The sequence below is a fragment of the Microbaculum marinum genome (assembly GCF_037855135.1).
In the GTDB taxonomy this organism is placed as follows: domain Bacteria; phylum Pseudomonadota; class Alphaproteobacteria; order Rhizobiales; family Tepidamorphaceae; genus Microbaculum; species Microbaculum marinum.
Genome location: NZ_JAZHOF010000006.1, coordinates 163,085 through 175,314, shown reverse-complemented (window position 1 = coordinate 175,314; position 12,230 = coordinate 163,085). Strand labels below are relative to the sequence as shown.

12 protein-coding genes are annotated in these 12,230 nt (G+C 66.3%); 9 read left to right on the top strand and 3 right to left on the bottom strand.

Annotated features, from left to right (window positions below; translation table 11 throughout):
• Both V3328_RS15580 and gltX read left to right on the top strand, forming a co-directional pair.
• The gene (locus V3328_RS15580; RefSeq protein ID WP_340330607.1) at positions 1-1,680 is read left to right on the top strand and encodes an NAD+ synthase; all 1,680 of its coding nucleotides are present in this window, start codon (positions 1-3) and stop codon (positions 1,678-1,680) included.
• Between the two features lie 183 nt (positions 1,681-1,863).
• Positions 1,864-3,207, top strand: coding sequence for a glutamate--tRNA ligase (gene gltX, locus V3328_RS15575; RefSeq protein ID WP_340330606.1), 1,344 nt, complete (start codon positions 1,864-1,866; stop codon positions 3,205-3,207).
• Here gltX and V3328_RS15570 read toward each other — a convergent pair.
• The 3 genes from V3328_RS15570 to V3328_RS15560 all read right to left on the bottom strand — a co-directional run bounded on the left by V3328_RS15570 (position 3,179) and on the right by V3328_RS15560 (position 5,718).
• Positions 3,179-4,474 carry a DUF2865 domain-containing protein gene (locus V3328_RS15570; RefSeq protein ID WP_340330605.1) on the bottom strand — a complete coding sequence of 432 codons (1,296 nt, stop codon included), beginning with the start codon at positions 4,472-4,474 and terminating at the stop codon, positions 3,179-3,181. The genes gltX and V3328_RS15570 overlap by 29 nt on opposite strands.
• A 186-nt stretch (positions 4,475-4,660) precedes the next feature.
• Positions 4,661-4,870 carry a cold-shock protein gene (locus V3328_RS15565; protein ID WP_340330604.1) on the bottom strand — a complete coding sequence of 70 codons (210 nt, stop codon included), beginning with the start codon at positions 4,868-4,870 and terminating at the stop codon, positions 4,661-4,663.
• Positions 4,871-5,142: 272 nt separating this feature from the next.
• Complete coding sequence (locus V3328_RS15560) at positions 5,143-5,718, bottom strand: MarR family winged helix-turn-helix transcriptional regulator (RefSeq protein ID WP_340330603.1); 576 nt, start codon at positions 5,716-5,718, stop codon at positions 5,143-5,145.
• Between the two features lie 130 nt (positions 5,719-5,848).
• Here V3328_RS15560 and V3328_RS15555 point away from each other — a divergent pair, with 130 nt between their 5' ends.
• From V3328_RS15555 to V3328_RS15525, 7 genes are all read left to right on the top strand, one after another.
• A complete protein-coding gene (locus V3328_RS15555; RefSeq protein ID WP_340330602.1) occupies positions 5,849-7,021 on the top strand; it encodes a homogentisate 1,2-dioxygenase in 1,173 nt (390 codons plus the stop codon).
• Between the two features lie 138 nt (positions 7,022-7,159).
• Positions 7,160-8,185 carry a fumarylacetoacetate hydrolase family protein gene (locus V3328_RS15550; protein ID WP_340330601.1) on the top strand — a complete coding sequence of 342 codons (1,026 nt, stop codon included), beginning with the start codon at positions 7,160-7,162 and terminating at the stop codon, positions 8,183-8,185.
• Positions 8,186-8,278: 93 nt separating this feature from the next.
• Positions 8,279-8,743 (top strand): DoxX family protein, encoded by a 465-nt coding sequence (locus V3328_RS15545; RefSeq protein ID WP_340330600.1) that lies wholly within the window; start codon positions 8,279-8,281, stop codon positions 8,741-8,743.
• Positions 8,744-8,782: 39 nt separating this feature from the next.
• Complete coding sequence (locus V3328_RS15540) at positions 8,783-9,730, top strand: MBL fold metallo-hydrolase (protein WP_340330599.1); 948 nt, start codon at positions 8,783-8,785, stop codon at positions 9,728-9,730.
• Positions 9,731-9,757: 27 nt separating this feature from the next.
• Positions 9,758-11,362, top strand: coding sequence for an FAD-dependent oxidoreductase (locus V3328_RS15535; protein ID WP_340330598.1), 1,605 nt, complete (start codon positions 9,758-9,760; stop codon positions 11,360-11,362).
• Between the two features lies 1 nt (position 11,363).
• The gene (locus tag V3328_RS15530) at positions 11,364-11,558 is read left to right on the top strand and encodes a DUF2783 domain-containing protein (RefSeq protein WP_340330597.1); all 195 of its coding nucleotides are present in this window, start codon (positions 11,364-11,366) and stop codon (positions 11,556-11,558) included.
• Between the two features lie 159 nt (positions 11,559-11,717).
• Complete coding sequence (locus V3328_RS15525; protein WP_378759050.1) at positions 11,718-12,194, top strand: CreA family protein; 477 nt, start codon at positions 11,718-11,720, stop codon at positions 12,192-12,194.
• Positions 12,195-12,230: the final 36 nt, after the last annotated feature.

The window sequence follows — 12,230 nt, the reverse complement described above, 5'->3', positions numbered from 1 at the left end:
ATGATAAACGAAATCGCGATTGCCTGCGCGCAGCTCAATCCGATCGTCGGCGACGTCGCCGGCAATCTTGCGATGGCCCGCAAGGCCCGCGCCGAGGCGGCGGGGCAGGGTGCCGATCTGCTCGTGCTGACCGAACTGTTCATCGCCGGATATACGCCGGAGGACCTGGTCCTGAAGCCGTCCTTCGTCGAGGCCTGCCAGGATGCCGTCCGTGAGTTGGCCGCCGATACGGCCGACGGTGGCCCCGCCGTATTGATCGGGACCCCATGGCACGAGGATATGTCGACCTACAGCGCCGTCTGCCTGCTCGAGGAGGGCAAGGTGTCGGCGATCCGCTACAAGGTCGATCTGCCCAACTACGGGCCGTTCGACGAGAAGCGGGTGTTCACCGCCGGGCCTCTGCCCGGCCCGATTTCGTTCCGGGGCATCCGGCTGGGCGTGCCGATCTGCGAGGACATCTGGGACGACGAGGTGGTCGAGTGTCTTGAGGAGACCGGCGCCGAGATCCTGATCGTTCCCAACGGCTCCCCCTGGTGGAAGCACAAGCACGAGCTGCGCCTCAACATCGCCGTCCAGCGGGTCACCGAGTCCAGGCTGCCGCTGATCTACGTCAACCAGCTCGGCGGCCAGGACGAGCTGATCTTCGACGGCGCCTCGTTCGGCCTTCAGTCGGACTCCAGCCTCGCCTTCCAGATGCCGGCCTATGTCGAAGCCGTTTCGCTGACCCGCTGGTCGCGCGGCAGCGACGGCTGGCGCTGCACCGAAGGTCCGATGGAGACACTGGAGGACAACGACGCGCTGATCTGGCTCGCCTGCGTGCAGGGACTGCGCGACTACGTCGGCAAGACCGGTTTCCCGGGTGTCGTTCTGGGTCTCTCCGGCGGCATCGATTCTGCGATCTGCGCGGCGATCGCGGTCGATGCCCTGGGCCCGGACCGGGTGCACTGCGTCATGCTGCCCTATCGCTACACTTCGAACGCCTCGCTTGCCGACGCCTCCGCCTGCGCCGAGGCGCTCGGGGTGCGCTACGACACCGTGCCGATCGGCGAGGCGGTGGACGGGTTCGAGCATTCGCTGAAGCCGCTGTTCGATTCGATGCCGGCGGACACCACCGAGGAGAACCTGCAGTCGCGCGCCCGCGGCACCGTTCTGATGGCGATCTCCAACAAGTTCGGCCCGATGGTGGTCACCACCGGCAACAAGTCTGAGATGTCAGTTGGCTACTCCACCCTCTACGGCGACATGAACGGCGGCTTCAATCCGATCAAGGACCTGTACAAGACCGAGGTCTACCGGCTGGCGGCGTGGCGCAACGCGAACCGGCCGAAGGGCTGCATCGGCCCGGACGGCATCGTCATTCCGGAAACGATCCTCACCAAGGCGCCAACCGCCGAGCTGAAGCCCGGCCAGACCGACCAGGATTCGCTGCCGCCCTACGATGTTCTCGACGATATCCTGTCATGCCTCGTCGAGGACGAGATGTCGGTCGCCGAGATCGTCGCGCGCGGTCACGACCTCGCGACCGTCAAGCGTATCGAGAACATGCTCTACGTTGCCGAGTACAAGCGGCGCCAGGCACCGCCCGGCATCAAGATCACCCGCCGCAACTTCGGTCGCGACCGGCGCTATCCGATCGTCAACAAGTACCGCGACGCGATGCCGGCGGAGCAGGACTCGTGACGGATCCCGATATCGGTGTAGCCCATCCTTCGGGACGGGCGCTGTCGCGCCCTCCTCAGGATGAGGTCTGAGTGTGATGGTGCGAGCGCAACCCGGGAACCCTCATGGTGAGGAGCCTTGCGCAGCAAGGCGTCTCGAACCATGCGCGACTTGCTCCCTTGATGCTCTGGAGGAGTCGTGCGGATGATCTCGCCGACCGTCCGCTTCGCGCCGTCGCCGACGGGCTATCTGCACATCGGCAACGCGCGCACCGCGCTCATGAACTACCTCTACGCGCGGCGGAACGGCGGCCGCTTCATCCTGCGCTTCGACGACACCGACACCGGGCGCAGTCGCCGCGACTATGCCGATGCGATCGTCGAGGACCTTGCCTGGCTCGGCGTCGAGCCGGACCTGGTGGTGCGCCAGTCGGAGCGCGGCGACCTCTACGACGCGGCCGCACAGCGGCTGCGCGCCGTCGACAGGCTCTACGCATGTTACGAGACCCCCGAGGAACTCGACCGCAAGCGCAAGCGACAGCTCGCCCGCCATCTGCCGCCGGTCTATGACCGCGCCGCCCGCAGGTTGACGGCGGACGAGCGCGCCGACCTTGAGGCCGAAGGGAGACGTCCGCACTGGCGCTTCCTGCTCGAGGAGCGCGAGGTCGCCTGGGACGACCTGTGCCGGGGCCCGCAGCATTTTGCCGCCGGCTCCCTGTCGGATCCGGTCCTGATCCGGGGCGACGGCAGCTATCTCTACACCTTCACCAGCATCGTCGACGACGCCGACCTCGGCGTCACCCACGTCATTCGCGGCGAGGATCATGTCGCCAACACCGCCGTGCAGATCGAGATCTTCGAGGCGCTCGGCCACAAGCCGCCGGCATTCGGCCACCACAACCTGCTGACTGCCACCGGCGGCGAGGGCCTGTCGAAGCGGACGGGCTCGCTGTCGCTCAGGTCGTTGCGCGAAGAGGGCTACGAGGCGATGGCGGTCGCGAGCCTGGCCGTGTTGATCGGCTCTTCCGAAGCCGTCGTTCCGGCCAACTCCCTGGAGGAACTGGGCGAACGCATCGGGCTCGACAAGCTGTCGCGCTCGCCTGCGACCTTCGATCCCGCCGAACTGAAGGGTCTCAACCATCGCCAGCTTGCCGAGATGCCGTATTCCGCGGTGTCGGCCAGGCTCGACGCGATGGGAATTGGTGGCGGCGAGCGGTTCTGGCTGGCGGTGCGGCCCAATCTCGAACTCCTGGCCGACGCAGAGGCATGGTGGGCGCGCATCGAGGGACCGGTCGAAGCCGTTGCCGATCCCGAAGATCGACAGTTCCTCGCCGAAGCCGCCGACCTGCTGCCCCGGGCCCCCTGGGACGGCGACGTCTACGAGACGTGGATTGCGGCGGTGAAGGAGGCGACCGGCCGCAAGGGCAAGGGCCTGTTCCGCCCGATCCGCCTGGCGCTGACCGGGCTTGAGCAGGGGCCGGAACTGAAGGCGATGCTGCCGCTGATCGGTCGCGAGAAGGCTATTCGCCGCCTGACCGGTAGAGCGTGAAGCCGGGGCCAACGACCCTGACCGACGTGCCGTCGGCGGCCTCGGCCCGCACCGGCGCCGGGACGGCAAGGAAATCCTCCTGGCCGGTCAGGGTGGCGATGGAGCCGGCCACGGGGATCTCGTTGCCCGGCCGCGGCCGCGGAACCGGCGTCAAGCGTACGATCCTGATTTCGTCCGGCACAGCCACGAGTTTGTCAACTGCAGGTTCGGATGCAGGACCCGGCCCGGTAACGGGTGGCGCAAACTGCAGGTTTCCCCATCCCGTGCTTTGGCGCGGCCTGCCGTCCGGCGACGGCTCGGAGACGTCGGGAGGCAGGGTGCCGTTGCGGGCGGCGAGACTGACGCTGACGCGTTCGCCCGGCCGGTACGATCCGAGCGCCGCCGTCTGGACGCCGCCATTGCAGGAGCAGTCGGCGACATACTCGTCGCGGTAGCGGAAGGCGTTGGGGCTGATCGAGTAGGGCTGCCCGGCGAGCGAGATTGCCTGGTCTGGGCCTTCGCCGGGATTGCGATGGACGTAGAGCGCGACGCTGGAGCCGGGGCAGCTGCGCTGGCACAGCTGGTTGTCGTAGCCGAAGTGGCTCTCCACCGTCGAGAAGCTGATCGGCCAGTAGTAGCCGTCGCAGGAGCGCACGCACAGCGTCCGGTAGGTGCCGTAGAACGCCGAGCCCCTGCCACCGCCGTGGAAATTGCCGGTGTTGTTGGGTGGGCCGCTCTGCAGGAACGGATCGCGCGCGTAGTCGCGCAGGAACATGCCCGGCGCCGAGGCCGTGCGCGGCCGCCCGTAGCGCTCGTACTGCGGTCCGCAGCCCTTCTCGCCGAGCATCGCCAGGATGTTGCGCCGCTCGCTGGCGATCGCCGCACTGTCCGGCCGCCCCGCGCCGCTGCCGGGCGCCCGCAACTGCATGTTCCGGAGGTTCGCCTCCAGCCGGTCCATCTCCTCGTCATAGGGGAGGCAGCTGAGGGTGCGGGGCGGGCGGAAGAACAGGAAGCCCTGTTGTTGGCCGCAGCCGGCGCGCTCCGCCTCGTGACGGGCCGCCGCCAGCCGCCGCTGCGCTTCCGCGATCGCGGCCCGGTACTGGCCGTCGGTGGCGCCGCCGCCCCGGCTCTCGCGGTCGAGCTGCACCAGCCTGGCCTCCAGCCTGACGCAGAGCTGATAGTCCTGGGCGGCCGCGGGAGCGCCGAGCAAGACGAGCGCCGCGGCGGCCAGTCCCGCCCTCAGGCCGGGCGACGGCAGCGAAAACAGACCGGTCGGCGAAAGGCCCATCGACGGCGTCCATCAAGGCAGGGGCGAAGTCGGGGCGAGTATGTGGAATTGCCGGGAGTCGGTCAAACGGGTGCCCGTCGCCGCTGGTCTGCCCTCCAGTCGCGGCCGGATCGAGCCGGGCGCACGAAAAAGCCCGGCGACAGGGTGTCGCCGGGCCGTAACTCCGTCGAATTTCGACGTCGTCGTTCAGGCAGCCTGCAGGTTCGCCGCGGCCGACTTGCCGCTGCGGCGGTCGGTCGTGATCTCGAAGGAGATCTTCTGGCCTTCCATGAGGCCGCGCATGCCCGCTGCTTCGAGCGCGGTGGCATGCACGAAGACGTCGGCCGAGCCGTCTTCCGGCTGGATGAAGCCGAAGCCACGGGTGGCGTTGTAGAATTTCACGGTACCTATCGTCATGGGACTTTCCTTTGTCATAGGCGCACAGACGTACGCCTGGCCGCGTGACAATCACGCGCCCTATCACTCGAGTCAGCGATGTCTTGAAGGAAAACCCCGATAGGGTAGGCCAGCAAGTCCAGGCCAGTCGAATGAATGATAACTAGTCGTATCGGGGAGGCTTTGCAAGGAATCATTCCGTTGGGGCGGATTGTACCGGCCGAGCGCCCCTTGCCGCAAAATCCGGGCAAGCGGTGCCGGTGATCGAGGCGGCCCGAATGTGTGGAACTGCCTCAGAACCCCCCGCCGGGTGACGAATCTGCGTCGCCGCCGTTCTCCCCCGCGGTTTCGGAGATTTCCCGCGCGATTTCCTCGGAACGCTCCATCAGGGACGCAAGGACCCGTTCCAGGACGGCGGCTTCCTCCGGGCTCAGCCCGCCGGCCAGCCGGTCGCCGAACCGCAGGGCCAGCGGCACCAGCTTGCGATAGACTGCCTCGCCCTGTGCCGTCAGGGTGAGGTGGGCGACGCGCATGTCCTCCGGGCTCGTCTCCCGGATGATCAGGTGCTTCTTTTCCAGCTCCGAGACGGCGCGGCTCACCTTGGTCTTGTGCATCCGGCTGTTCCGGCCGATTTCCGTCGAGGTCATCGTGCCGTGCTCGCCCAGGGCGGCCAGCACCCGCCATTCCGGATTGGTGATCCCGTAACGCTCCGAATAGAGCCGCGCCAGCGACTGGCTGACCTGTTCGGCGAGCATCGCCAGCCGGTAGGGGAGGAACGCATCGAGGCGCAACCGGCCTTCGTCGTCGGCGCGCTGCTGCGCTGCTGCCGCGGACGTTTCTTTGCCGGGTTTCGTTGACAATGGTTTCATTTGAAACTAATACTGCGACACAATGTCCCGAACGCCGGTCACTCCGGATCCGGAGGAGCGTATCCAGTCATACGACTCCGGGAAATCCGGGCAAGTCCGCGGACAATAGGCACCGATCAGGGAGGTGGCAATGGCAAGCGAATACATCCCCGTCAGCCGCGTCGAAGGCAAGGCGTCGCGCCAGGCCCATGCGGATCTGCCGGACGGCACGTTCGAGCGCGAGCTGGGCAAGGAGGGATTTTTCGGCCCCGCGGCGATGATGTATCACAAGCACCCGCCGACCGCCTGGACCAACTGGTCCGGACCGCTGCGGCCGCGTGCCTTCGACCTCAACAACCTGGACTCCGCCACGCCGTCCTTCTGGGATGCGCCCGTCGTCCTGCAGAACGCCTCGGTCAAGGTGCGCTACTGGAACCTTGCCGAGCCGATGGACTATCTCGCCCGCAACGGCGACGGCGACGAGCTTCTGTTCATCCACCGCGGCGCCGGCGACCTGTTCTGCGACTACGGTCATCTGGCCTATGCCAAGGGCGACTACCTGGTGCTGCCACGCTCGACGATGTGGCGCCTGCAGCCAACCGAGCCGACACTCATCCTGGCGATCGAGAGCACCAACGGCTCCTACAAGCTGCCCGACCGGGGAATGGTCGGCAAGCACGCCCAGTTCGATCCGGCGATGCTCGACGCGCCGAAGATCGACGAGGCCTTCGTGGCCCAACAGGACGAGAATGCCTGGAAGGTGCTGATCAAGCGGCGCGGCGAGGTGTCGACGGTCACCTATCCGTTCAATCCGCTGGACGCGGTCGGCTGGCAGGGGGATCTGTCGGTCGTGCGCCTGAACGTGAAGGACATCCGTCCGCTGGCGAGCCACCGCTACCACCTGCCGCCGTCGGCGCACACGACCTTCGTCGGCAACCGGTTCGTGATCTGCACATTCGTGCCGCGGCCGTTCGAGCAGGACGAAGGGGCGCTGAAGATCCCGTTCTTCCACAACAATGACGATTACGACGAGGTGATCTTCTACCACGACGGGGATTTCATGTCCCGGGACAACATCGATTCCGGCATGGTCACGTGGCACCCGTGCGGCTTCACCCACGGTCCGCATCCGAAGGCCCTGCAGCGGATGTTCGTCCAGCCCAAGAAGGAGACCGAGGAGTACGCGGTCATGCTGGACACGCGCGACGCGCTGGAGATGGGGCCGGGTGCGATGGAGGTCGAAAACCCGGACTACGCGGAGAGCTGGAAGATCGACGGCGAACCTGTGACGCATCCGCAGGTCCCGCGTCACGCCGCGGAGTAGCAACGCCGGTCCGCATCCTGGCAGCCGTCGGTCATGCCGGGCCGGACTGACGGTGCGGCGTGAATTGCGATACCATTTCCTTGCGACTTGCCCGGGTAGGGACCGGGCATCCGTTTCGCCCGATGTTGGAGTGAGCCCTTGAAACTCGCAACGCTTCGCGACGGCAGCCGGGACGGCCGGCTGGTCGTCGTTTCCGCAGACCTGCAACGTTACACGCCTGCCGGTGCTGCCGCCGGAACCCTGCAGGCTGCGCTGGACGATTGGACCAATGTCGAGCCGCGGCTTCGGCAGATCGCCGAGGAACTCGGTCTCGGAATGGTCGCCGGAGAGCCGTTCGATCCGGCCCAATGCATGGCGCCGCTGCCGCGTGCCTATCAGTGGTGCGACGGCTCCGCCTACGTCAACCACGTCGAACTGGTGCGCAAGGCGCGGGGGGCGGAGATGCCCGAGTCGTTCTGGACGGACCCGCTGATGTACCAGGGCGGCTCGGATTCTTTCATCGGCCCCTGCGATCCTGTGCTCGTCGCGGACGAAGCCTACGGCATCGACATGGAATCGGAGATCGCCGTCATCACCGACGACGTCGCGATGGGCGCCGGTCCCGAGGCTGCCGCCGACCGGATACGGCTCGTCATGCTCGTCAACGACGTCAGTCTCAGAAACCTCATTCCGGGAGAGCTCGCGAAGGGGTTCGGTTTCTTCCACGGCAAGCCCTCCACGGCGTTCTCGCCCGTGGCGGTGACGCCAGACGAACTGGGCGCGGCGTGGGACGGGCGCAAGGTGTCCGGCGAACTGCTGACGTCGATCAACGGCGACCCGTTTGGCAAGCCTCGTGCCGAAATGGACATGACTTTCGACTTTCCCCAGCTGATCGCCCACGCCGCAAAGACGCGTCCGCTAGGCGCGGGAACCATCGTCGGATCCGGCACCGTCTCCAACAAGCTGGATGGCGGTCCCGGCAAGCCCATCGCAGACGGCGGGGCGGGCTATTCGTGCATCGCCGAGCTCCGCACGGTCGAGACGATCAACGATGGCGCACCGAAGACCGGGTTTCTGAAATTCGGCGACAAGGTGCGCATCGAGATGCTCGACGGCTCGGGCGGCTCCATTTTCGGTGCGATTGATCAGCAAATCGCAAAATACTCGTCGCCGGCGGGCAATTGATGCCGGCAAGGAAGGCTCTACCATTCGCCCGCCTCCGCGCGATCGCGGATTGACCGGCAGTCCTTGCCGCACATGCTTTCAGAAGGGAAAACCATGTCCGTCTCATCGCAGAACCTGATCCTGCCGTTCCTCGGTCCGCTCTACAGGGCACTGTCGCCGCTGGCCGAACTGCTGTTGCGCGTCGCGATAGGCGGCTTTCTCATCCCGCACGGTCTGCAGAAGGCGTTCGGTGCCTTCGGCGGCCCCGGGTTCGGCGGCACCGCCGGCTTCCTCGCAGGTCTCGGCATGACGCCGGGCTGGCTGTGGGCAACCGTGGCGATAATCGTAGAGATTGGTTGCGGCGCACTGATCCTGATCGGTTTCCTGACGCGGCCCGCCGCCGCCATCGCCTTCGTCTTCCTGCTCGTGGCGACCGTGTCGGTCCACTTGCAGAACGGCTTCTTCGCCAGCAGCGGCGGCTACGAGTTCGCCCTCATGTGGGCGATCGGCGCGCTGTTCTTCGCAGTCCGTGGTGCCGGCCCCATTTCGGTCGACCGGATGCTCGGCCGCGAGTTCTGATCGTCGAATTCCAGCAACGAGAAAAGGGAGAGGACGAGGATGGCCAATTTCGCATCGACCGGCGACATGGCGGAGAAGACGATCACCTTCACCGAAATCGGGGAGGGGCTCTACGCCTTCACCGCCCAGGGCGATCCGAACACCGGCATCATCGTCGGCGATGAGGCGGTCATGGTGATCGACGCCCAGGCGACGCCGGTGATGGCCGAGAAGGTCATCGAACGCGTCCGCTCGGTCACGGACAAGCCGGTCCGCTACGTCGTCCTCTCCCATTATCATGCCGTGCGCGTGCTCGGGGCGTCCGCCTATGGCGCCGACGAGATCATCGCCTCCGACGCCACCCGCTCGCTGATCGTCGAGCGCGGCAAGGAGGACTGGGATTCCGAGCTCGGCCGGTTTCCCCGGCTGTTTCAGGCCGCCGAATCCGTGCCCGGGCTGACCTGGCCGTCGATGACCTTCGAGGGTCGGATGACGGTCTGGCTCGGGAAGCGGCGCGTCGAGCTCATCCATATGGGCCGCGGTCACACCGCCGGCGATACGGTTGCCTGGGTGCCGGATTCCAGGGTGATGTTTTCCGGCGATCTCGTCGAGTACCATTCGGCCTGCTATTGCGGCGACGCCCATTTCTCCGATTGGCCGCAGACGCTCGACCGGATCGCTTCGTTTGCGCCGCGTGCGCTGGTACCCGGCCGCGGCGATGCCCTCGACACGCCGGAAATGGTGGCAGACGGCATCGCGCTCACCCGGGATTTCCTCACCACCCTGTACGGGTCGGTCTCCGAAAGCGCGGCGCGCGGGCTGTCGCTAAAGGAGGCCTACGACCGCTCGCGCGAGGCCATGGATCCCAGGTTCGGCGACTTCGCCATCTACGAGCACTGCCAGCCCTTCAACGTCGCCCGCGCCTACGACGAAGCCTGCGGGCTCGATCATCCCCGGATCTGGACGGCCGAGCGCGACCGCGAGATGTGGGCCGCGCTGCAAGGCTGATCGGCTCTTGAAGGAAGCTGACCCCGAATGAGCGAGACACGGCAGCGCCACGCCATCTACAGCTTCGGCTACAGGCGATCTGCGGACCAGGATGCCGCAGTGCCGGTGCGCCATCCCGCCGTAATCGTCGGGGCCGGCCCGGTTGGTCTGGCAACGGCGATCGATCTCGGCCAGCGCGGCATTCCCGTGGTTCTCCTCGACGATGCCGACCGCATCGGCGAAGGCTCGCGCGGTCTCTGCTATTCGAAGCGGTGCCTCGAGATACTGGACACCGTCGGCGTCGGGGAAGAGGTCGCCGCGAAGGGGGTGAGCTGGAAGGTCGGCAAGGTCTACTTCCACGACCACGAGGTCTACGAGTTCGACCTCCTGCCCGAGCCCGGCCACAAGATGCCGGCATTCGTCAACCTGCAGCAATACTACCTGGAGAAGTACCTGGTCGAGCGCGTCGACCGGCTCGACAACGTGACAGTCCGCTGGCGCAACCGTGTCACGGGTTTGGCACAGGATGGGCACGGTGTGACGGTCGAGGTAGACACGCCGGAGGGCCCTTACCGGCTCGTCGCCGACTGGCTGATTGCCGCCGACGGGGCGAACTCCACGGTGCGCCGGCTGATGGGCATTGCGTTCGTCGGAGAGACCTTCAAGGACCAGTTCCTGATCGCAGACATCAGGATGGAGGCCGATTTCCCGGCCGTGCGGCGCTTCTGGTTCGAGCCACCCTTCCACAACGGCCAGTCGACCCTGCTCCACAAGCAGCCCGACAACGTCTGGCGCGTCGATTTCCAGATCGGCTGGGATGCCGATCCTGAGGAAGAGACGAAGGAAGCGAATGTCCGCGCCCGCATCGACAGGATGATGGAAGGGCGGCCCTACGAGCTGGAGTGGGTTTCCGTCTATACCTTCCAGTGCCGGCGCAACGAGCGGTTCGTTTACGACCGGGTCATCTTCGCCGGTGATGCCGCGCATCAGGTCTCGCCGTTCGGCGCGCGCGGTGCCAATTCCGGGATCGAGGATGCGCACAATCTCGCGTGGAAACTCGCCCTTGTCCTCAAGGGCGAGGCGCCGCAGACCCTGATCGGCTCCTACGACCTGGAGCGAATACAGGCAGCCGACGTCAACATCCGCCACTCGACCCGCTCCACCGACTTTCTCGTGCCCAAGAGCCCCGGCGACAAGCATCTGCGCGACGCCGTGCTGCAGCTTGCCCGGAAGTATCCCTTCGCCCGCCGCATGGTGAATTCGGGACGCCTGCATACCGCCGCGCACTACGACAGCGCCCTGTCGACGCCGGATGAGGAAAAGTTCGGCGGCTCGGCCCGGCTCGGCGACCCGGCGCCCGATGCACCGCTCGTCGATGCGGCCGGAAACGAGGTCTGGCTGCTGAACGCGCTGTCGCGCGACTTCACGCTGCTGCACCTCGCCAATGGCGCGGCGCCGAATGTGCCGGAGGGCATTTCTCTTCTCACGATCGGAACCGACCTCAAGGACGCAAGCGGGGTGTTCACGCAACGCTACGACGCCACGCCCGGCGCCTGCTACCTGCTTCGTCCCGACCAGTATCTGGCTGCGCGCTTCCGTTCCTTCGACCGAACAAGGGTCGAGTCCGCGCTTGCCCGCGCCAGGGGGGAATGACATGGCCGACCTGATCACGGACTCCCGCTTCGACAATCCCGACGCAGCGTTCCAGCTCATCGTCGACGCCCATCGCCGCCTCGGCGCCGACGACAGTGCCGCTTTGAATGCCCGCCTGGTGCTGCTGCTGGCCAACCATATCGGCGATCTGAAGGTTCTGGAGCAGGCCGTGGAGGCTGCTTCCGCATCGGAGTAGTGGACAGGGACCCGCCGGGAAGCGCGAGCACGCTGAACTTCTTGATCGTCCGCGCATTGTACGCCTCGCAATGCCGGGACCGGATGCTTATCTCAGGGACCGATCCGGCAACGGGAGACCGCCATGCGCGCAAGAGCTGCTTTCACTGTGATGTTGGCCATGATTGCGTTAGCGGTCGCCCCGGCCGCCGCGCAGGAGCCGGACCTGATCTTCAAGAAGTCGACCGTCTGGAAGTTCCTGACGCCTGACCACAAGCTGGCCACCTACGGCGTCGACGATCCGAAGGTCGCGGGCGTCGCCTGCCATTTCACGGTGCCGGAAAAGGGCGGCCTCAGCGGCATGTTCGGCGTCGCCGAGGAGACCTCCGACGTGTCGCTCGCCTGCCGGCAGGTCGGGCCGATATCCTTCAACGGAACCATCGAACAGGGCGAGGAGATGTTTACCGAGCGCCGTTCGGTCTTCTTCAAGAAGATGCGAATCGTGCGCGGCTGCGACGTGGCCCGCAACGTGCTCGTATACGTCGTCTATACCGACAAGCTGATCGAGGGCAGCCCCAAGAACTCCACCTCCACGGTGCCGATCATGCCGTGGGGCGGAGCCGAGGTCGCCCGCTGCGGCGACAATCTCGACGAGTAGCGCCCGCCACGGGCCAAAGAAGGCCGCCGCGCTGGC

Coding starts and splice junctions, on each gene's coding strand:
- V3328_RS15580 (WP_340330607.1), top strand. CDS start 1: ATGATAAACGAAATCGCGATTGCCTGCGCGCAGCTCAATCCGATCGTC.
- gltX (WP_340330606.1), top strand. CDS start 1,864: ATGATCTCGCCGACCGTCCGCTTCGCGCCGTCGCCGACGGGCTATCTG.
- V3328_RS15570 (WP_340330605.1), bottom strand. CDS start 4,474: ATGGGCCTTTCGCCGACCGGTCTGTTTTCGCTGCCGTCGCCCGGCCTG.
- V3328_RS15565 (WP_340330604.1), bottom strand. CDS start 4,870: ATGACGATAGGTACCGTGAAATTCTACAACGCCACCCGTGGCTTCGGC.
- V3328_RS15560 (WP_340330603.1), bottom strand. CDS start 5,718: ATGAAACCATTGTCAACGAAACCCGGCAAAGAAACGTCCGCGGCAGCA.
- V3328_RS15555 (WP_340330602.1), top strand. CDS start 5,849: ATGGCAAGCGAATACATCCCCGTCAGCCGCGTCGAAGGCAAGGCGTCG.
- V3328_RS15545 (WP_340330600.1), top strand. CDS start 8,279: ATGTCCGTCTCATCGCAGAACCTGATCCTGCCGTTCCTCGGTCCGCTC.
- V3328_RS15540 (WP_340330599.1), top strand. CDS start 8,783: ATGGCCAATTTCGCATCGACCGGCGACATGGCGGAGAAGACGATCACC.
- V3328_RS15535 (WP_340330598.1), top strand. CDS start 9,758: ATGAGCGAGACACGGCAGCGCCACGCCATCTACAGCTTCGGCTACAGG.
- V3328_RS15530 (WP_340330597.1), top strand. CDS start 11,364: ATGGCCGACCTGATCACGGACTCCCGCTTCGACAATCCCGACGCAGCG.
- V3328_RS15525 (WP_378759050.1), top strand. CDS start 11,718: ATGATTGCGTTAGCGGTCGCCCCGGCCGCCGCGCAGGAGCCGGACCTG.